Here is an 18297-nt window from a genome sequence, read left to right as displayed (position 1 = left end):
CGCTCAGCTCGACGCGACGGTCATGCCGTCGATCCGGATTGTCGGGGCGTTGGTGCCGTGGCGATATTCGAGATCGTCGGCGGGGACGAGCGCCGCGAACATGTCGATCAGATTGCCCGCGACGGTGAATTCGGCGATCGGTTCGGCGAGCTGGCCGCCGCGGATGGCGAAGCCCGATGCGCCGCGGCTGTAATCGCCGGTCACCGGATTGACGCCCTGGCCGATCAGTTCGGTGACATAGACGCCCTCGGTCACGTCGGCCATCAGCGCGGCTGGGGTGACGCCGCCGGCCGCGAGATGGACGTTGCTGACCGCGACCCCCGACGCGCCGCCGCCGCGGCTCGCGTGGCCGGTCGGGGTCAGGCCGAGCTGCCGTGCCGATGCGGTGTCGAGCAGCCAGCCGGTCAGGCGCCCGCCGGCGATGATGTCGCGCGCCGCCGTCGGCAGCCCCTCGCCGTCGAAGGCGCGGCTTCGAAGACCGCGCGCGCGATGCGGCTCGTCGCGGATGACGATGCCCGAGTCGAACAGCTGCGCCTCTTCCTTGCCGAGCAGGAAGCTGGTGCCGCGCGCGATCGCGGGACCGCCGATCGCACCGAGCAGATGGCTGATCATCGAACTGCTGACGCGCGGATCGAAAAGGACCGGGACCTTGCCGACCGGCGCCTTGCCGGGGTTGAGGCGGGCGACCGCGCGGGTGCCGGCGCGGGTGCCAATGGCCAGCGCGGCTTCGAGGTCGGACAGGTGATGGGCGCTGTGCCATCCATAGTCGCGCTGCATGGTCGCGCCCTCGCCGGCGATGACGCTGGCCGAAAGGCTGTGGCCGCTCGCGCCGTAGCCGCCCGCAAAGCCGTGACTGGTGACGAGCGCGATACGGGTGCGGCTGTGGCTCGCGGTGCCGCCTTCGCTGTTGGTGACGCCCGCGACCGCGCGCGCGGCCTCCTCGGCCTCCAGCGCCGCGGCGCGCAGCGCCTGCGGGTCGGCTTCGCTGCCGTCGTCAAGGTCGAGATCGGGAACGCGGCCGCGGAACAGCAGTTCGTCCGGCGCAAGGCCGGCATAGGGATCCTCGGGGGCCTCGCGCGCCATCGCGACGCAGCGATCGACCAGCTTGGCCAGCTCGCCCGGGTCCATGTCGGCGGTCGATACGCTGGCGCTGCGCTGGCCGACGAAGGCGCGCAGCGCGATATCCTGGCCTTCGGAGCGCTCGACATCCTCGAGCGCGCCGAGGCGCATCGAGACCGAGGTTGCGGCGTTGCAATAATAAAGCGCGTCGGCGGCGTCGGCGCCCGCCTTGGTCGCGGCGTCGCACAGCATATGTGCGCGGTCGAGGGCTTCGGCTACGGTCAGCATGGGCGCGCCTTAGGGCGCGCATGCGAAGCCGTCAAAATCTTATCGGTGGATAATCGGGTCAGCCGGCGAGGGCCGACAGGCCCGTCGTCGCCGCCATTGCGCCGCTGACCCACAGGAAGGGCAGGGCAAGCGCGGCGACCCACAGGCGCCGGACGTCGCGGCGGAAGCGCGCGTGGAGACCCCAGCTGGCGAGCGCCTGACGGCTCAGATGATACCAGCGGCGTTCGGTGATCCGCGCGACCGGCACCGCCAGCGCGAGCAGCAGGGCGAGGGCGACGAAGGTGAGCGCGGTCGGCGCACCGACGGCGATCGCGCTCGACACGAGCCAGATCTGCAGCGCGGCGAAGACGAGAAGCGCGGCGGCGGCATGCCAGGTCATTCGACGACCCAGGCTGCGCGCCGGAGGCACATTGCGGGTCGAGCGCCCCCAGAGGCGCGGTCCAAATGCAGATGCCATTTTATCAGCCCCCTAGGCTGGCGATTCCCAGAAACGCCAAGTTTTCAGCCCCTCATGACCAAGTCAAGACAGAGTGCCGCCGATTCGTTAATTTTGGTCACCATTCGCCCCGCTTTTTGAACGAATTCGGGTCGATACGCGCCAAGACTGCCATATTGGGTGTTTTTTTGGATGTTTTCGGGCCGCAAAACATGTCGGGGACCGCTTGGGCGCCGATGGGCCGGACGACGTGCGCCCCGAGTCGCGGGCGCGGCATTTCATCGATGCGACACCGTTTTCCGTCGAAACTTGCATCCGCCCGAACGACTGATAGCGTCTATTCCCGTCACCCGGACCGATCCGGAAAACAGGGGAATCATCGATGCGTAGTCTTGCCTTTCTGGCGGCCCTCACCCTGCCGCTTGACCCGGCCCTGGCGCAGGAGGCCGCCAAGCCCGCCAATGTCGTGCCGCGTCCAGCGGCGCTCATCGCCGACGGCATGCCCGACATTCCCGCCGAGATCGCGGCGGCGACGCGGCCCTATATGGAAAATCGCGGCGCGAACTTCCTCGGCTGGAACCCGGTCGACAAATCGATGCTGATCGCGACGCGCTTCGGCAACACGTCGCAGGTCCACCGCGTTGCGATGCCGATGGGCGCGCGCAAGCAGGTCACTTTCGAGGAAGAGCCCGTCGGCACCGCCGCCTGGTCGCCGAAGACGGGCGACCTGATGCTGGTCCAGAAGGATATCGGCGGCAATGAATTCTACCAGATCTATGCGATGAAGGACGGGCGGCTCGACCTGCTGACCGACGGCAAGAGCCGCAACGGGCTCAACGCGTGGAGCAGGGACGGCAGCCTCGTCGGCTTTACCTCGACCCGCCGCAACGGCCGCGACAGCGACCTCTATCTGATCGACCCGCGCGATCCGAAGTCGAGCCGGATGGTGGCGCAGGTCGAGGGTGGCGGCTGGGCGATGCTCGACTTCGCGCCCGACAAGAGCTGGGCGCTCGTCGGCAAATACAGCTCGGTGCAGAAGTCGGACTTCTTCCGCCTCGATCTCGCTACCGGCAAGCTGACCCCGATCGGCGATCATGCAAAGATGGTGTCGCACGGCGGCGGCCAGTTCGCGCCCGACGGCACGATCTGGATCACCAGCGACGAGGGCGCCGAGTTCGAACGCCTCGGCACGCTCGACCCCGCAACCGGCGCCTTCACGCCCAGGGGGCCGGCAGAAAAATGGGAGGTCAGCGGGTTCGACATCGCCGACGACGGCAGCTTCATCGCCTATACGGTGAACGAGGCGGGCATGTCGAAGCTGCGTCTTCTCGATCCGAAGACGGGCGCGGTGCGCACCGTCGACGGCTTGCCCGCCGGCATCATCGGCGGGGTCGACATCGCGCCGTGGGGCGAGGTCGGGATCACCTTCACCTCGGCGCGCAGCGCCGCCGACGCGTTCAGCGTCGACCCCCGAACGCTCAAGGTCACGCGCTGGACCGAGAGCGAGACCGGCGGGCTCGACGTGACCAAGAATGTCGAACCCGAACTGGTCAAGGTGAAGAGCTTCGACGGGCTTGAGGTGTCGGGCTTCCTCTATCGCCCCGATCCGGCCAAATTCCCCGGCAAGCGGCCGATGATCATGAATGTCCACGGCGGTCCCGAAGGCCAGTCGCGCCCGGGCTTCATGGGGCGCAACAACTATCTGATGAACGAACTGGGCATCGCGGTCTTCTTCCCCAACGTCCGCGGTTCGACGGGCTATGGCAAGACCTTCGTTAGCCTCGACAACGGCCCCTTCAAGCGCGAGGACAGCGTCAGGGACATGGGCGCCTTCCTTGACCATCTGGCAAAGGACAAGACGCTAGACGCCGCGCGCTTCGGGCTGACCGGGGGCAGCTATGGCGGTTATATGTGCTATGCCGCGGCGACGCACTATGCCGACAAGCTGCGCGCCAACCTCTGCGTGGTCGCGATCTCGAACTTCGTGACCTTCCTCGAAAATACGCAGGATTACCGCCGCGACCTGCGCCGCGTCGAATATGGCGACGAGCGTGTGCCCGAACAGCGCGCCAAGCTGACCGAAATCTCGCCGCTGACGCGCGTCGGGGACATCAGGAAGCCGCTGTTCGTGGTGACCGGCGCCAACGACCCGCGCGTCCCGGCGTCGGAGGCCGACCAGATCGTCGCCGCGGTGCGCAAGAACGGCGGGACGGCGTGGCACCTGGTCGGCACCAACGAAGGGCACGGCTTCGCGAAGAAGGAGAACGCCGACTATAATTTCTGGGCGTCGCTCGTCTTCTGGCAGAAATATCTGCTGAATTGAGGTCGTCGCGGGCTCACCAGGCGATGGTGAGCCCGCCGGTCTTGTAGCGGCCCGACAAATCGTCGATCGCCTTTTGGGCCGGGATCAGGCGCCATTCCATTCCGGCGAGGTCGGCGGGAAGGGCGCCGGCGTTGACGAAGCGCACCCGCATCTGGGCCTCGTAGCCCGAATTCTGCTGATAGCTGCCGATATACATCCCCGACACGTTGGTCGTGCGCGAGATCGACAGGCGGCTGAGCAGGATCATGCTGTCATAGCCCTCGCGGCGCGCGGTCTGCGCCGCGCCGAGCATCGCCAGCTCTTCCACGGCGGCGATCGGCGCCAGATTGTGGGTATAGCGAATGGTCCAGGTATTGCTCTTGCCCTCCTGATTGCGCGACAATCCCGAGTCGCTGAGGAAATAACCGTCGCCGGCTGGCTTGAGCGTCGGAACAATTCGCGAGGTTTCGGGCCGCGGCAGCAGCGCCATCAGCTCGACCGCCGGAAAGTCGAGAGCCTTGACGCGCTCGGCGTCGAAATCGCTCCGCAACCTTGCCCGAACCGCATCGAGCTCGGCTTTTTCGGCGGCATTTTCGGTGGGTAGATTTGCCAATATGTCGGCAATGATCGGCAGTTTATCCAACCCCTTGGCTATGAATTCGGCGTGGGTTTCGTCGCCGGGGCGCATGGCGATCTTCGGCCGCAGGTCGATAGCGGCTTCCCAAAGCTCGATTTCGTTTTTGGCCCGGCGCGCATAGGGCAGCCGACGGCCATATTCTTCGACAACCTGTTTCTTCGGCGGCTTGCCGTCGGCGCGCGGCGGTGGCGGTGCCATCGCTTCGTCGAGGTCGGCCTTCGCCTCTGCGAGCGCCGCCTTTGCCGAAGCGGTATAGCCGGCGGCTGCCTCCGTATAAGCATGCGCGCCCTGCACCGTGGCGCGCTGACCGATCTCTTCGAGTTCGTTCTGCCAGCCGTCCCGCAACGTCCAGCCACCCCGTTGTTTGGGGAGGTCGAAGCTGATGGTCGGTGCGATCGCGCGCGCTGCTTCCAGGTCGCCGTCGAGGAACAGCATCCAGAAAAGTGCGCGGCCGCTTTCGGGCGACAGCGGAATGGCATCCTTCATCTCGGTGGCGTGCGCCGCGAAACTTTTGTCGAGGTGCATGTGCAGTCGCATTGCGAGTTGGCGGATTGACTGTGACCAGGGGCGACCCGCCCGCATTTCCGCGATGGCCGCCAGCGCCTCGTCGCGCCGGCCGAGCGCGATCAGCGCATAGGCCCGGACGCCGCGGTTTCCGACACCGATGCTCTGCAGGAAATAGCCGTCCTTTTGCGCGACGCCGAGGGCATCGCTGGCGCCGGTCAGCTCGATGGCACGTTCGGCCTGGCCCGCCCAAACTGCATGGACAGCCTGCGCTTGCAACAGATTGGCACGGCGCAGCCAGAAGGCGTCGATCAGGCGGGTGTCCTGCAGCGCGCGTTCGCAGGCGGCGAATCCTTTCTCGCCGAACGTGTAAATGCTGTTGCGGCGGATGTCGGCGGATCGCGTGGCAGCGCCGAACATGAAGGTCTCGCGTGCGATTCCGTCCGATTTTCCGCGCGGGGCATTATAGCCGTCGCAAGCCGAAAAATCCTGATCGCTCGCGGCGACGCTCGCCGCCGGTGCGACGGGTGGTGCGAGCGGAGCCTCACCACGCGCTGAAGCTGTCGTCTCGTTCGCCGCCTGTGCGGCAATGGCCGGCACGGCCAGACCCATCGCGGCCGGCAGTAGCGCCATCATTCCGATCTTCATGTATCGCCCCTGTTCCCCAGTCGGGGAATCGCTAACCCAGTGTGGGCGTGCGATCAACCGGTCAGTCGGGGCGTGGCGGTCAGCCCTGCGGCGGAACCGGAAGTTCGCTCGCTTCGGGATCGGTCTCGGGCTGCGCGGGCCGCGGCGCTTCGCCATTGGCCTGGCGCTCGAGTTCGGCGGCGGCCTTCTGCCGCTCGGCGAGCGCGCGTTCCTCGGCGACCACCGCTGCTTCGACCTCGGCGGAGGCGGCATCGATGCCCGCGATGCGCTTGGCGCGCTCTTCGGCGATCATCTTCTGCCAGTCGGTCTTGTCGGCGGCCTGCGCTTCGGCCTTGGCGCCCGCAACGAGCGCCTGGGTACAGCCGGTGAAGCCGCCGAGGCCGACGGGCGAGCAGCTGTCGGTGCCGAAACGGCCGACGCGCTCCATCGCGGTCACGCGGTTGAGCCACGCCTGGTTGCGCGGGTCGAGCGGGTCGCCGCCGCGAAAGATCTGCGGCACGCGATAGCGATCGCCTTCGGGAAGGCGGTTACACACGACGATCTCGTCGGCGCTGCTCGCTTCGCACTTGTCGTTGCCATAGACGATGACCTGGTTGATCTTTTCGGCGGCGCTCGTGTCGGCGTCCTGCGCGGCGGCGGGCAGCGCGGCGAGGCTGCCGGCAAGGAACAGGGCGGCGAGGGGCAGGCGGGTCATCGGTTTTCCTTCGTCATCTGGGGTGGCTTGGCACCGCGAGCCTGCATCCGTCATGAACGGCGCGGGCGATCTTCGTATCAGATACGCTTCGACAGCGCGATGGCTGCGCGGCAACCGGCGCGGATCGCAAAGCTGAGCAGCGGATAACCGGGAGCGCTTTCGGCACCCGCGGCGAGCGCGGCCTCCTTGTGTTCCAGTTCCTCGGCGCGGAAATCGGCAACCGCGGCGCTGAGTTCGGGGTCGCTGTCGCCGAGTTCGGCGAGCTGGTCGCGATAGTGGCGGTCGATCTCGGTCTCCACCGCGGCGGTGCACGCCATCGCGGCGCGGGGCCCCATCGCGGCGGTCGCCGCGCCCAGCGCGAAGCCTGCGACCTTCCAGAAGGGCTGGAGCGCGGTCGGGCGCACGCCGCGCCGGGCGATCATCGCGTCGAAGAATTTGCGGTGGCGCTCTTCCTGTTCGGCCATATGCGCGATCTCGCGCGCCATCGGATGGCGGTCGCCCATCACCGCCAGCTGGCCGGCATAGATGCGCGTCGCGCCATATTCGCCCGCCTGGTCGACGCGGATCATCGACGCGGTGCGCGCGTCGGTCTTGGGGTGGTCGCTCATGCCGCCGATGTGCGCCGCCGGCGCAGCAAGGTCAAGACGAGCGCCGCCGCCGCAAAGGAGAAGATCGCGTTGAAGCCGGCAAGCGAAATGCCGCCGAGCGTCCATTGCGGCACGTCGCAGCGGATGATCGGCGCCGCCATGATGTCGTCGAGCGAGATCGGTCCGGTCGCCGCCGTGCTGCACGTCGTCAGACCTTCCCAGAAGCCATATTCTACCCCGGCGTGAAAGACGCCGATCGCGCCGCTGATCGCGATGGCGAGCGCGGCGAGCAGGGTGAGCGCACGCATCGCGCGGTCGTTGCCGCGCAGGATCAGCGCGAGCGCCGCCAGCACGATCGCCGCCTGATGCGGCCAGCGCTGCCAGTAGCACATCTCGCACGGGTGCAGCCCAAAGCCATATTGCGACACGAGCGCGCCGCCATAGAGGAGCAGGGGTGCGGCGAGCGCGACCAGCGGCGCGATGATGCGCATATTCGTCATGTGGGGCCCCTCGGCGAGCGTTTAGTTGCGGCGCTGCGGCTTGGCGGCGGCGGGCTTCGTTCCCTGCGCCATCTGCGTCGCGGGACCGATGCGGCCGATCGTCTGCAGCGCATAGTGGAGCTGGAAGTCCTCGATGCCCTTTGCTTTCAGCTGTTCGGCGGTTTCGGTGAAGCGCGGATCGGTCTTCTCGTCCTTTTCGAGCAGGCTGTTGTCGACCTTCTTCTCGTTGATCAGGTGGCGGCGCAGGTCGCTCTCGCGGAAGCGCGGCCGGTCCTTGTAGTCGGGGTCCGACAGCTGCGGCACGCGGATGTCGGGCTCGATCCCGCCTTCCTGCACGCTGCGCCCCGAGGGCGTGAAATAGCGCGCGGTGGTAAGGCGCAGCGCGGTGGTGTCGCTGAGCGGCAGCACCGTCTGCACCGATCCCTTGCCGAAACTGCGCTCGCCCATCACCACGGCGCGGTGCTGGTCCTGCAGCGCGCCCGCGACGATTTCGGAGGCCGAGGCCGATCCCGCGTCGATCAGCACGATCACCGGCGCGCCCTGCGCGAGATCGCCCGGCTCGGCGAAATAACGCTCGATATCGCCCTTGCGGCGGCCACGCTGCGAGACGATCTCGCCGCGTTCGAGAAAGATGTCGCTGATGTTGACGGCTTCGTCGAGCAGCCCGCCGGGGTTCGAGCGGAGGTCGAGCACCCAGCCGCGCGGCTTCTTGCCGAGCGACTTCTGGACCGCGACCATCGCCGCCTTGAGGTCGGTCGATGCGTCGGCCGAGAAGCTGGTGACGGTGAGCACGCCGACGTCGCCCTTGACCTCCCATTTGACCGGCTTGAGGTCGATGATCTCGCGCGTCAGCGACAGCTCCATCGGCTTGTCCTGGCCTTCGCGCACGACCGTGATGTCGATCTTGGTTCCCGGCTTGCCGCGCATCTGCTCGACCGCCTCGTCGAGCGTCAGCCCGAAGATCAGTTCCTTGTTGATGTGGGTGATATAGTCGCCGGCCTTGATGCCTGCCTTGTCGGCCGGGGTGTCGGCGGTCGGGGCGATCACCTTGACCACCCCGTCCTCCATCGTCACCGACAGGCCGAGCCCGCCATATTCGCCGTCGGTCTGCGTGCGCAGCGTCGAAAAGCCGTGCGCGTCGAGATAGCCCGAATGCGGGTCGAGGCTGGCGAGCATGCCGTTGATCGCGCCTTCGATCAGCTTCGAATCGTCGACGGGTTCGACATAGTTGGACCGGACCTCGAGAAACACGTCCATGAAGCGCTGGATCTCGTCGGTCGTTGCGGTGTCGACCGTCGCCATCGCGCCCGTCGCGAGCGGCACCAGCGCGAGCGTGCTCAGCGCGGCCGCTCCCTGCCACAGCGCGAAACGCCGCCTGGGGGGCGCGGGAGTCTTGGTCGGTTCGGTCATCGTCGTCTTTCAGCCTTGGCGGAGTCGCCCGCCGCTTTTCCCCGGTGCCGCATAATCCTATGCAATCGGCAGGGCGTCAAGCGGCGCCTCCCGATAGCGGGAGGCCCCCGAACGCCACGTTAACGGGCCGCCGTCAGCCGAGCATCGACGCGATGTCGACCGGGCGTCCTGCGCGGCGCAGCTCGACGGTGATATGCGCGTCGTCGGACCCGGCGCGGCCGATCGGCGCGCCCGCCTCGACGCTGTCGCCGACGCTCGCCGACAGGCCGATCATGCCGGTGAGCAGCGACGTCCAGCCGCCGCCATGGTCGATGATCACGATCTTGCCGTAACCGCGATAGTCGCCCGCGAAGCTGACGCGCCCCGGCGCGGGCGCGACCACCTGGCCGCCGGGCCGCGCGGCGATGGTCAGGCCGCGCGACCGGACGCCGCTGTCGTCGACCTCGCCGAGCCCGGCGATCATCCGGCCGACAACGGGCAGGCGATAGGCGCCGCGCGTCAGCGGCTGGTCGGCGGCGGGCGGCGGCGCGGCGGCGACGGTGCCGTTCGCCGGGTCGCGCGGACGCGGCACCGGACCGGCGAGCTCTGCAAGTTCGGCGCGCACCGCGGCGTCGGTCTCGAGCGTGTCCATCAGGTCGACGATGTCGCGCGCCTTCTCGCCGAGCCCGAGCGCGCGGTCGGCTTCGAGCCGGGCGCTGCTCATCAGGTCGCGCGAGCGCAACCGGCCTTCGTTCTCGAGCCGGGTCAGCGCGTCGCGGCGCGTCGCGAGCTGCGTCTTGCTGGCCGATAGCGCGGCGAGCGCGACCTGCTGCTGGCGGCGTGTCGTCCGCAGGCCGGCCAGTTCGCGTCGCACGCCGGCGGTGCGTTGTTCGATCACCGGCATCACTGCGTCGAGCACCGCGCGCGCGTGGACCATCTCGGTCAGCGAACCGGGCTGCGCGAGGACGCTGACCGGCGGCTGCCGCGACAGTTGCTGCAGCGACGCGGTGAGTTCGAGCAAGGGCTGCTGCTGCTCGGCGAGCCGTGCGCGCTGCGCCGCGAGCCGGCGTCCGACCAGCGCGACGCGTGCCTCGCCGGCGCTGATGTCGGCCTCGGCCGACTGGATACGCGCTGCGAGCGCCGCGCTGCGCTTCTTCAGCCGGTCGGCCTCGTTGCCGGCGGTGCGTGCTTCGGCTTCGAGTGCTGCGCTGCGCGCGAGCGCTTCTGCCGATTGCTGCTTTGCGGCGACCAGCTGCGCGCGTTCGCGCGCCGCGATCGCCTCGGGATCGAACAGGTCGCTCTGCGCGAGCGCGCCACCCGCCGCGGCAACCAGCGCCAGCAGGGCGGGAGCAAGCGCGCGCCTCATTGCTGGCCCTCGCGGTGATAGGGATGCCCGGCGATAATGCTCGTTGCACGCCACAATTGTTCGGCGAGCATCGCGCGCGCCATCAGGTGCGGCCAGGTTGCGCGGCCGAAGGCGATCGCCTTGTCGGCCTGCTTGCGCTCGTCGGGGGTGAAGCCGTCGGCGGCGCCGAGGCAGAAGCGCACTTCGCGCACGCCGTCGTCGCGCCAGCGCTCGAGGAGCTTTGCGAGGTCGATCGAGGTGATCTGTTCGCCCGTTTCGTCGAGCAGGATGGTGCGGCTGCCCGGCGCGGGCGCGGGGGATTTGCCCCCGCTATCGGGCAATTCGGTGATCTTCTGCGGCCAGCCGACGCGCTTCATGTAGCGCTCGACGAGTTCGGCCTCCGGCGAGCGCCCGATGCGCCCCCGCGCGATGATGTGCAGCAACATGACGTTCTATTTCACCTGCGGTGAAGGCGGTACCAGCCCGCTCCCCCACCCGGCCTTCCACAGGCTACCAGGGTCGGGGAGGCCGGGTGGGGGAGCGGGCTGGTGCCGCCTCTGTTCGGGCCTTAGTCCGAACAGACTGAAAACGTCAATTTGCCGCGGCAACCGGCGGCGCATCGCCGAACGACCACATGCGTTCGAGGTTGTAGAAGCTGCGCACCTCGGGACGGAACAGGTGGACGATGACGTCGCCGGCATCGAGCAGCACCCAGTCGGCGTTGGGCAGGCCCTCGACGCGGACCGCGCGTCCCGCTTCCTGCTTGATTCGCTGCGCCAGCTTGTCGGCGATCGCCGAGACATGGCGCGTCGACCGGCCGCTCGCAATCACCATATGATCGGCGATGCTGCTCTTGCCGGCAAGCGGGATGGAGATGGTTTCCTGGGCCTGATCCTCGTCCAGCTGGTGGAGGATCAGCGCGTGGAGCGCGTCCACGCTGTCATTCGGTGCGGCGCCGGGCGCGGCATCCTTACTGGCGGCTATCAAGCGGTTTCAATCCTTTCGGGCCTCAGGCGCGAATGCGTCAGCGGGTCGCGCAACGCGCGGCCTTGATAGCGTTCGAACCAGCGGGGGTCGGCCTGCCGTATCGCAGTTGCGGATCGCACGTCGGGCGAAAATCGCAGGAACACGAGGGCGGGCGGTCTCCAGTCTGTCCAGTGCGTCTTGCGGTCTGCGGGCCGGACAAAGCGCCGCAGCCAACCCATGGCACGGGCTGCATGGGTGCGGCCATTATAGCCCGGACGCGCGACAACCGCAATCGGCATCAACCGCGCGATCTCCCGCCAGTCGCGCCATTGCGGCAATTGGGCCAGATTGTCGGCGCCCATGATCCAGATGAATTGCCGGTTCGGGTACCGGCGCACCAGCTTTCTGAGCGTGTCGATCGTGTAGCGCGTGCCGAGTTCGGCCTCGATCGCCGTCGCGCGGATCGGCGAACGGCGCGCCATGCGCTGCGCTGCCCCCAGCCGCGCCGGCAGCGGCGCCATCCCAGCCTTGGGCTTCAACGGATTGCCCGGCGAGACGAGCCACCATAATTCATCCAGATCGAGCGCCTCGATCGCGTTCAGGCTGATCGCGCGATGCCCGCCGTGCGCGGGGTTGAAGCTGCCTCCGAGGAGGCCGGTAGGGATTTTGCGGGTCAGGGCCGGACCTGTCCCGTGCCGCGCACCAGCCACTTATAGGTGGTGAGCCCTTCGAGCGCCACCGGACCGCGCGCGTGGAGCCGCCCCGTCGCGATGCCGATTTCGGTGCCGAGGCCGAATTCGCCGCCGTCGGCGAATTGCGTCGAGGCGTTGTGCATCACGATCGCGCTGTCGACTTCGGCGAGGAAGCGTTCGGCGGTGGCGGCGTCCCCGGTCACGATCGCGTCGGTGTGGCGGCTCGAATGCGCGTCGATATGCGCCAGCGCGCCCGCGAGGCCGTCGACCATCGCGACCGACACGATCGCGTCGAGATATTCGCAATCCCAGTCGTTGGCGCTCGCCGGGGTGACGTGCGGGCTCAGCGCCACGACATCCTTGTCGCCGCGCACCTCGCAGCCCGCCTTGACCAGCGCGTCGATGACGGCGAGCGGCGCGGGATAGGCGCGGTCGATCAGGATCGTCTCGGTCGCGCCGCAGATTCCCGTGCGGCGCATCTTGGCGTTGACCGCCAGCCCGACCGCCTGCGCCGGTTCGGCGGCGCGGTCGATATAAAGATGGTTGATGCCGTCGAGGTGCGCGAGCACGGGGACGCGCGCCTCGTCCTGCACGCGCGCGACCAGGCTCTTGCCGCCGCGCGGGATGATGATGTCGATCAGCCCCTGTGCGCGCAGCACCGCGCCCACCGCGGCGCGGTCCTGCGTCGGGACCAGCTGCACCGCATCGGCGGGCAGCCCCGCGCCTTCGAGCCCCGCGGCGAGCGCCGCGTGGATCGCGCGGTTCGAATGCACCGCCTCGCTGCCGCCGCGCAGGATCACGGCATTGCCCGACATCAGCCCCAGCGCGGCGGCGTCGGCGGTGACGTTGGGGCGGCTTTCATAGATGATGCCGACGACGCCTAGCGGGACGCGGATGCGGCTGAGCACCATTCCGTTGGGTCGTTCGGCGCGGTCGATTTCCTGTCCGACGGGGTCGGGCAGCGCCGCGACCGCTTCGACTGCCGCTGCGATCGCCGCCAGCCGGACTTCGTCGAGCCGCAGCCGGTCGAGCATCGCCGCCGACAGGCCCGCCGCCTTGCCCGCCGCCATGTCGCGCCGGTTCGCGTCGAGGATCGCATCGGCGCGCAGGCGCAGCTGCGCGGCGGCCGCCTTTAGCGCCGCGGCCTTTTCCGCGGTCGGTGCGACCGCCAGCCGCTTTGCCGCGGTGCGCGCGCGCGCGCCCATGTCGGCGATCAGCGCTTCGGGATTCGGAACGGCAGCGGGGGTGTGGGCTTTGGCGGTCATGCGCGGCCCCTATCACGCTTTGTCGCGGCGGCGAAAGACCCCGTTGCGCGTCGGGCGAGGCCTGCTACCTAGGGCTGGCCAGTCCACACGAAACGCCCTTTGCCGCAGCCCCGAGCGTGTCGAGGGGCGGTCGCCGGGACGGGGTTTTCGACAGGCGCGGGGCTTTGGCCGCCATTCGAACGGGACGAAACGGGACGCATGAGCGGGGATATCGAAGGCATCGGCGCGGCGGTGACCGCGGGGCTCGCGGCGCGGGCGGTCGAACCGCGCCATGGTGGTGAGAGCGGCGGCGGGCATGCCGGAGCGCGCTGCCTCAACTGCGGGACCAGCCTTGCGGGTTCGCATTGCCACCATTGCGGACAGAAGGCCGACCTCCACCGCAGCTTCGGCGCGATCGGGCACGACCTCGTCCATGCGATCTTCCACTTCGAGGGCAAGATCTGGAACACGCTGCCGCTGCTCGCCTGGCGCCCCGGCGACCTGACGCGCCGCTATATTCACGGCGAGCGCGCGCGCTTCATCTCGCCGCTCGCGCTCTTCCTGTTCGCGGTGTTCCTGACCTACGCGGTGCTGTCGATGGTCGGCAGCGGCGAGTTCGGCAAGGGGATCAACGACGGGCTGGGGTTCGACGAGGCGGTCGCCGAACAGACCCGAGCGGCCGCGATCACCGACAGCATGCAGCGCGAAGTCGACCGGATCGATGCCGCGCTGGCGAAGGCGGACCTGCCCGCGGCGCAGCGACGCGACTTGCTGGCGGAACGCGAAACGCTGCAGAAGAGCGCCGACTATCTCGGCGTCTCGCGCAGCCGGAGCCGGGAAGAGCGCGCCGCCGATCGCGCAGCGGGACCGCCCATTCTCGACGATCCCGCCGCACAGGTGAAGACGAGCGCCGACTTCCTGACGCGCAACAAGGTCGATACCGGGGTTCCCTTCATCGATCACGGCCTTGAAAAGGCCTTCGCGAACCCCGCGCTGATCCTCTACAAATTGCAGGCGAACGCCTATAAATTCGCCTGGGCGCTGATCCCGCTGTCGCTGCCCTTCATGTGGCTGCTCTATCCGTTCAGCCGGCGCTTCCACACCTACGACCATTTCGTCTTCGTGACCTATTCGATTTCGTTCATGCTGTTGCTGTTCGTGGTCGTGCGGCTGCTCAACCTGACGATCGTCGGCGATCTCGCGACCTTTTTCGCGATCGTCTACGTGCCGTTCCACATGTATCGCCAGTTGCGCGGCGCCTATCGCTCGTCGCGCTTCGGATCGCTGGTGCGTGCGACCATTCTGCTGCAATTCAGCGTGTTTGCGGTGACGGCCTTCATGCTGTTGCTGCTGGCTATGGGGGTGGCGGGCTAGCCGAAACGTCACATCGACCGGGCAGGAGCGCCGGCGACCGGAGAGGGGATTCGCGATGCACGAGCTTTGGGGCGAAATCGACCGCCGGCTGCTGGTCAAGCTCGGCGCCGCGGGACTCGCGGCGCTCGCGCTGCCCGGCGCGGCGCGCGCGGCGATGGCGCAGGGTTTCACCCATGGGGTGGCCAGCGGCGAGCCGGGCGCCAATTCGGTCCTGTTATGGACGCGCTACGCTGCGCCGTCCGACACCCGGCTGACCGCAGAAATTTCGGAAACGTCCGACTTTGCCCGCATCGCGGGCGGTGGATCGGTCACGGCCGCGGGCGATCGCGATCATACCGCAAAGATCGGCGTCGACGGCCTGCATCCGGGACGCTGGTATTTCTATCGTTTCGTCGCGCCCGACGGCCGCATGTCGCCGACGGGGCGGACGCGCACCCTGCCGCAGGGGCCGACGGCGTCGTTCAACCTTGCGCTGTTTTCCTGCGCGAACCTGCCCTTTGGCTGGTTCAACGCCTATGGCCACGCCGCCGCGCGCGGCGACATCGACCTGTGCGTCCACCTCGGCGACTATCTCTACGAATATCGCTCGGGGGAATATCCTGCCGCCAGCGATGTCGTCCCCGGGCGGCTGGTCCAGCCGGAGCACGAGATCGTCGCGCTCGCCGACTATCGGCTGCGCTACGCCGCCTATCGCAGCGACCCCGACCTCCAGCGGCTGCACCAGCTGTTCCCGATGATCGCGCAGTGGGACGATCATGAATTCGCGAACGACGTGTGGAAGGGCGGCGCCGAGAATCACAACGACGGCGAGGGCGAATGGCGCGCGCGCGAAGCCGCCGCCGAGCGCGCGCATCGCGAATGGATGCCCGTCGCCGACACGCGCTGGCGCGACTATCAGGTCGGCGACCTCGCGACGATCTTCCTTCCCGAAACGCGCATTACCGCGCGCGACAAGCCCTTCGAGCTGGGCGACATCATCGCGGGCAAGGGCGACGTCGCGGCGGCGCTGAAGGCGTTCGCCGAAACGGGGTACCGCGACCGCGGGCGGCAATTGCTCGGCGGCGATCAGGAAAAATGGCTGTTCGACGGCTTCGCGGCCTCGACGCGCGCGGGCACGCGCTGGCAGGTATGCGCGCAGCAGATCGTGATGGGATCGCTGTTCACCCCGCCCGAATCGGCGAACTGGTTCGGCGCCGACCAGCCCGACTATGTCCGCCGCCGCGTCGCGGTGGCGCAGTTCGCGGCAAAGGCGGGACTGCCGCTCAACATGGACAGCTGGGACGGCTATCCGGCGGCGCGCGACCGCTTGCTCGCCGCGGCGCAGCGCGCCGACGCCGATCTGGTCACGCTGTCGGGCGACAGCCACAACGCGTGGGCGTTCGACCTGACGCACGACGGCCGGCCGGCCGGGGTCGAAGTCGGCGGGCACAGCGTCACCTCGCCGGGGTTCGAGGCCTATACCACGGGGATTTCGGACGAAGTTCGCACCGCCGCGCTGCGGGCGGCGTCGCCGCAGCTCCAATGGGCGAATACGCAGGATCGCGGCTATGCGACCGTGCGCCTCGATCGCGAGCGGGTGACCGCCGACTGGCACATGCTCGCATCGGTGCGCAGCCGCACGCCCGCGCTCAGGACGACGCACCGCATGGCGGCGACGCGCGGGCGGCGGCGTTTCGATCAGCCGTAAGGCGGTGCGTCCTCGAATTCGTCGAACCAGGGATAGTCGCTCGCAACGCTCGACGTGAATTCGGGCGCGCGCTTTTCGAGGAAGCTCGTCACCCCCTCGGCGGCGTCGGGGCTGCGCCCGCGGGCAAAGATCACACGGCTGTCCCAGCGATGCGCGCTCATCGGGTGCGGCGCGCCGAGCATCCGCCACATCATGCGGCGGGTCAGCGCGACCGAGACCGGGGCGCTGTCGGCGGTGAGTTCGCGTGCCTTGGCGATCGCCGCGTCGACGAGTTCGCCAGGGGTATGGACCGACTGGACGAGGCCCTTTTCATGCGCCTCGGCGGCGGGGATCAGGCGCCCCGAATAGCACCAGTCGAGCGCGGTCTGGATGCCGACGAGCCGCGGCAGGAACCAGCTCGACGCCGCTTCGGGAACGATGCCGCGGCGCGCGAAGACGAAGCCGTAGCGCGCGGTATCGCTCGCGAGGCGCGCATCCATCGACAGCGTCATCGTCGCGCCGATGCCCACCGCGGCGCCGTTGATCGCGCCGAGCACGGGCTTCTTCGCCTCGAAGATGCGCATCGACACGCGCCCGCCGCCGTCGCGGATCAGCGGATGCGACCAGTCGATCGTGCCGTCGTCGGCGACCGGGCTTGCGGGGATGCCGTCGGGCAGCAGCGCCGCCTTGTCGGTGCGCTTGTCGTAATCGAAGGTGTCGGCACCGCTGCCGAGGTCGGCGCCCGCGCAATAGGCGCGATCGCCGTCGCCGGTGAACACCACCGCGCGCACCGCATCGTCGGCGTCGCACTCGTCGAGCGCGGCGATGATCTCGGTCATCATCTGCGTCGTGAAGGCGTTCATGCGGCCGGGGCGGTACAGCGTCAGCAGCGCGATGCCGTCCTGCTTGTCGAGGCGAATCTCTTCGAAGCTCATCTGTCTCTCCATTGTTTGCGACCACCGTTGCAAGCGTCGCCGCCGAGTGCAAGTCCTAGTTGACGTAAACGTAAAGCGGGGGTGCAACCCCGGGGATGACGCGCGGGCGCTTTGTCGCTATAGGCGCGCGCATCGCCCCGGCGCTGCGTCTCGCTTGAGTCGTCTTCGCCGGGGCCAGCTGTTTTGACGTCAAGGAAAGTAAGCGCCCATGGCCCGTCGCCGCCAGATCTACGAAGGCAAAGCCAAGATCCTTTACGAAGGCCCCGAACCGGGCACGCTGATCCAGTATTTCAAGGACGACGCGACCGCGTTCAACGCGCAGAAGCGCGGGACGATCAACGGCAAGGGCGTGCTCAACAACCGGATTTCGGAGCATGTCTTCACGCTGCTTGGCAACATCGGCGTGCCCACCCACTTCATCCGCCGCCTCAACATGCGCGAGCAGCTGATCCGCCAGGTCGAGATCGTGCCGATCGAGGTGATCGTGCGCAACGTCGCCGCGGGCACGCTGTCGAAGCGCCTCGGCATCGAGGAAGGCACGCAGCTGCCCCGCACGCTGATCGAATATTGCTACAAGGACGACGCGCTCGGCGATCCGCTGGTGGCCGAGGAGCATATCGCCTGCTTCAACTGGTGCAGCCAGGACGAGCTCCACGACATCCAGGACATGGCGATCCGCATCAACGACTTCATGTCGGGCATGTTCGCCGCGGTCGGCATCCGTCTGATCGACTTCAAGCTCGAATTCGGGCGGCTGTATGAAGGCGATTTCAGCCGCATCATCCTGGCGGACGAGATCAGCCCCGACGGCTGCCGCCTGTGGGACATGACCACCAACGAAAAGCTCGACAAGGACCGCTTCCGCCGCGACCTCGGCGGCGAGGTCGAAGCCTATCAGGAAGTCGCGCGCCGTCTGGGCCTGCTGCCCGAAGGGGGCGACAATGCGGTGCTCGACCTCGACAGCCACCGCAAGAAAAAGGGCAGCTGAGTTCTCGTGCACCCCGGCGAAAGCCGGGGCCCATCGAAGCGGT

The 18297-nt window shown here is 68.2% G+C and carries 17 protein-coding genes; 4 read left to right on the top strand and 13 right to left on the bottom strand.

Annotated elements, in window-relative coordinates; translation table 11 throughout:
• Positions 1-3: 3 nt before the first annotated feature.
• Both EAO27_RS15270 and EAO27_RS15265 read right to left on the bottom strand, forming a co-directional pair.
• Positions 4-1347 (bottom strand): metallopeptidase TldD-related protein, encoded by a 1344-nt coding sequence (locus EAO27_RS15270; RefSeq protein WP_242771251.1) that lies wholly within the window; start codon positions 1345-1347, stop codon positions 4-6.
• Positions 1348-1405: 58 nt separating this feature from the next.
• Entirely contained in the window at positions 1406-1726 is a 321-nt protein-coding gene (locus tag EAO27_RS15265) for a hypothetical protein (RefSeq protein WP_242771248.1), read from the bottom strand.
• Between the two features lie 439 nt (positions 1727-2165).
• Here EAO27_RS15265 and EAO27_RS15260 point away from each other — a divergent pair, with 439 nt between their 5' ends.
• Positions 2166-4106 (top strand): prolyl oligopeptidase family serine peptidase, encoded by a 1941-nt coding sequence (locus EAO27_RS15260; protein ID WP_242771245.1) that lies wholly within the window; start codon positions 2166-2168, stop codon positions 4104-4106.
• Between the two features lie 13 nt (positions 4107-4119).
• On the opposite strand, the gene EAO27_RS15255 is transcribed toward EAO27_RS15260, so the two are convergent.
• The 10 genes from EAO27_RS15255 to EAO27_RS15210 form a co-directional block, all read right to left on the bottom strand.
• Positions 4120-6030, bottom strand: coding sequence for a hypothetical protein (locus tag EAO27_RS15255; RefSeq protein WP_242771242.1), 1911 nt, complete (start codon positions 6028-6030; stop codon positions 4120-4122).
• Positions 5954-6568 (bottom strand): hypothetical protein, encoded by a 615-nt coding sequence (locus tag EAO27_RS15250; RefSeq protein WP_242771240.1) that lies wholly within the window; start codon positions 6566-6568, stop codon positions 5954-5956. The genes EAO27_RS15255 and EAO27_RS15250 overlap by 77 nt, the downstream gene beginning before the upstream one ends.
• 77 nt (positions 6569-6645) lie before the next feature.
• Complete coding sequence (locus EAO27_RS15245) at positions 6646-7176, bottom strand: demethoxyubiquinone hydroxylase family protein (RefSeq protein ID WP_242771238.1); 531 nt, start codon at positions 7174-7176, stop codon at positions 6646-6648.
• Complete coding sequence (locus EAO27_RS15240) at positions 7173-7655, bottom strand: disulfide bond formation protein B (protein WP_242771235.1); 483 nt, start codon at positions 7653-7655, stop codon at positions 7173-7175. The genes EAO27_RS15245 and EAO27_RS15240 overlap by 4 nt, the downstream gene beginning before the upstream one ends.
• Before the next feature lie 21 nt (positions 7656-7676).
• Positions 7677-9065 (bottom strand): S41 family peptidase, encoded by a 1389-nt coding sequence (locus EAO27_RS15235; RefSeq protein ID WP_242771233.1) that lies wholly within the window; start codon positions 9063-9065, stop codon positions 7677-7679.
• Positions 9066-9198: 133 nt separating this feature from the next.
• A complete protein-coding gene (locus tag EAO27_RS15230; protein WP_242771231.1) occupies positions 9199-10410 on the bottom strand; it encodes a peptidoglycan DD-metalloendopeptidase family protein in 1212 nt (403 codons plus the stop codon).
• Positions 10407-10835, bottom strand: coding sequence for a 23S rRNA (pseudouridine(1915)-N(3))-methyltransferase RlmH (locus tag EAO27_RS15225; RefSeq protein WP_242771229.1), 429 nt, complete (start codon positions 10833-10835; stop codon positions 10407-10409). The genes EAO27_RS15230 and EAO27_RS15225 overlap by 4 nt, the downstream gene beginning before the upstream one ends.
• Before the next feature lie 145 nt (positions 10836-10980).
• Positions 10981-11376 carry a ribosome silencing factor gene (gene rsfS, locus EAO27_RS15220; protein ID WP_242771227.1) on the bottom strand — a complete coding sequence of 132 codons (396 nt, stop codon included), beginning with the start codon at positions 11374-11376 and terminating at the stop codon, positions 10981-10983.
• Positions 11373-12065: a nicotinate-nucleotide adenylyltransferase gene (locus EAO27_RS15215; RefSeq protein WP_242771225.1), complete on the bottom strand. Its 693-nt coding sequence runs from the start codon at positions 12063-12065 to the stop codon at positions 11373-11375. Before EAO27_RS15215 ends, rsfS begins: the two co-directional genes overlap by 4 nt.
• On the bottom strand, positions 12029-13312 hold the full coding sequence (locus tag EAO27_RS15210; protein ID WP_242771223.1) for a glutamate-5-semialdehyde dehydrogenase: 1284 nt from the start codon (positions 13310-13312) through the stop codon (positions 12029-12031). The genes EAO27_RS15215 and EAO27_RS15210 overlap by 37 nt, the downstream gene beginning before the upstream one ends.
• 198 nt (positions 13313-13510) lie before the next feature.
• On the opposite strand from EAO27_RS15210, the gene EAO27_RS15205 reads away from it, so the two are divergent.
• The gene (locus EAO27_RS15205; protein ID WP_242771221.1) at positions 13511-14665 is read left to right on the top strand and encodes a DUF3667 domain-containing protein; all 1155 of its coding nucleotides are present in this window, start codon (positions 13511-13513) and stop codon (positions 14663-14665) included.
• A gap of 55 nt (positions 14666-14720) precedes the next feature.
• On the top strand, positions 14721-16352 hold the full coding sequence (locus EAO27_RS15200; protein ID WP_242771219.1) for an alkaline phosphatase D family protein: 1632 nt from the start codon (positions 14721-14723) through the stop codon (positions 16350-16352).
• Here EAO27_RS15200 and EAO27_RS15195 read toward each other — a convergent pair.
• Positions 16343-17266: a crotonase/enoyl-CoA hydratase family protein gene (locus EAO27_RS15195; protein WP_242771217.1), complete on the bottom strand. Its 924-nt coding sequence runs from the start codon at positions 17264-17266 to the stop codon at positions 16343-16345. The two genes, EAO27_RS15200 and EAO27_RS15195, sit on opposite strands and share 10 nt — an antisense overlap.
• Positions 17267-17474: 208 nt before the next feature.
• Here EAO27_RS15195 and purC point away from each other — a divergent pair, with 208 nt between their 5' ends.
• Complete coding sequence (purC, locus tag EAO27_RS15190; RefSeq protein ID WP_242771215.1) at positions 17475-18254, top strand: phosphoribosylaminoimidazolesuccinocarboxamide synthase; 780 nt, start codon at positions 17475-17477, stop codon at positions 18252-18254.
• Positions 18255-18297: the final 43 nt, after the last annotated feature.

Source organism: Sphingopyxis sp. YF1 (assembly GCF_022701295.1).
Lineage (GTDB): Bacteria > Pseudomonadota > Alphaproteobacteria > Sphingomonadales > Sphingomonadaceae > Sphingopyxis.
The sequence above is the reverse complement of the archived record's forward strand: the minus strand, read 5'-3'. Positions and strand labels throughout refer to the sequence as shown.

What these genes read in the sequence shown, in the direction of transcription:
- EAO27_RS15270 (WP_242771251.1), bottom strand. Translation starts at nt 1,347, where the DNA reads ATGCTGACCGTAGCCGAAGCCCTCGACCGCGCACATATGCTGTGCGAC.
- EAO27_RS15265 (WP_242771248.1), bottom strand. Translation starts at nt 1,726, where the DNA reads ATGACCTGGCATGCCGCCGCCGCGCTTCTCGTCTTCGCCGCGCTGCAG.
- EAO27_RS15260 (WP_242771245.1), top strand. Translation starts at nt 2,166, where the DNA reads ATGCGTAGTCTTGCCTTTCTGGCGGCCCTCACCCTGCCGCTTGACCCG.
- EAO27_RS15255 (WP_242771242.1), bottom strand. Translation starts at nt 6,030, where the DNA reads ATGGCGAAGCGCCGCGGCCCGCGCAGCCCGAGACCGATCCCGAAGCGA.
- EAO27_RS15250 (WP_242771240.1), bottom strand. Translation starts at nt 6,568, where the DNA reads ATGACCCGCCTGCCCCTCGCCGCCCTGTTCCTTGCCGGCAGCCTCGCC.
- EAO27_RS15245 (WP_242771238.1), bottom strand. Translation starts at nt 7,176, where the DNA reads ATGAGCGACCACCCCAAGACCGACGCGCGCACCGCGTCGATGATCCGC.
- EAO27_RS15240 (WP_242771235.1), bottom strand. Translation starts at nt 7,655, where the DNA reads ATGACGAATATGCGCATCATCGCGCCGCTGGTCGCGCTCGCCGCACCC.
- EAO27_RS15235 (WP_242771233.1), bottom strand. Translation starts at nt 9,065, where the DNA reads ATGACCGAACCGACCAAGACTCCCGCGCCCCCCAGGCGGCGTTTCGCG.
- EAO27_RS15230 (WP_242771231.1), bottom strand. Translation starts at nt 10,410, where the DNA reads ATGAGGCGCGCGCTTGCTCCCGCCCTGCTGGCGCTGGTTGCCGCGGCG.
- EAO27_RS15225 (WP_242771229.1), bottom strand. Translation starts at nt 10,835, where the DNA reads ATGTTGCTGCACATCATCGCGCGGGGGCGCATCGGGCGCTCGCCGGAG.
- EAO27_RS15210 (WP_242771223.1), bottom strand. Translation starts at nt 13,312, where the DNA reads ATGACCGCCAAAGCCCACACCCCCGCTGCCGTTCCGAATCCCGAAGCG.
- EAO27_RS15205 (WP_242771221.1), top strand. Translation starts at nt 13,511, where the DNA reads ATGAGCGGGGATATCGAAGGCATCGGCGCGGCGGTGACCGCGGGGCTC.
- EAO27_RS15200 (WP_242771219.1), top strand. Translation starts at nt 14,721, where the DNA reads ATGCACGAGCTTTGGGGCGAAATCGACCGCCGGCTGCTGGTCAAGCTC.
- EAO27_RS15195 (WP_242771217.1), bottom strand. Translation starts at nt 17,266, where the DNA reads ATGAGCTTCGAAGAGATTCGCCTCGACAAGCAGGACGGCATCGCGCTG.
- purC (WP_242771215.1), top strand. Translation starts at nt 17,475, where the DNA reads ATGGCCCGTCGCCGCCAGATCTACGAAGGCAAAGCCAAGATCCTTTAC.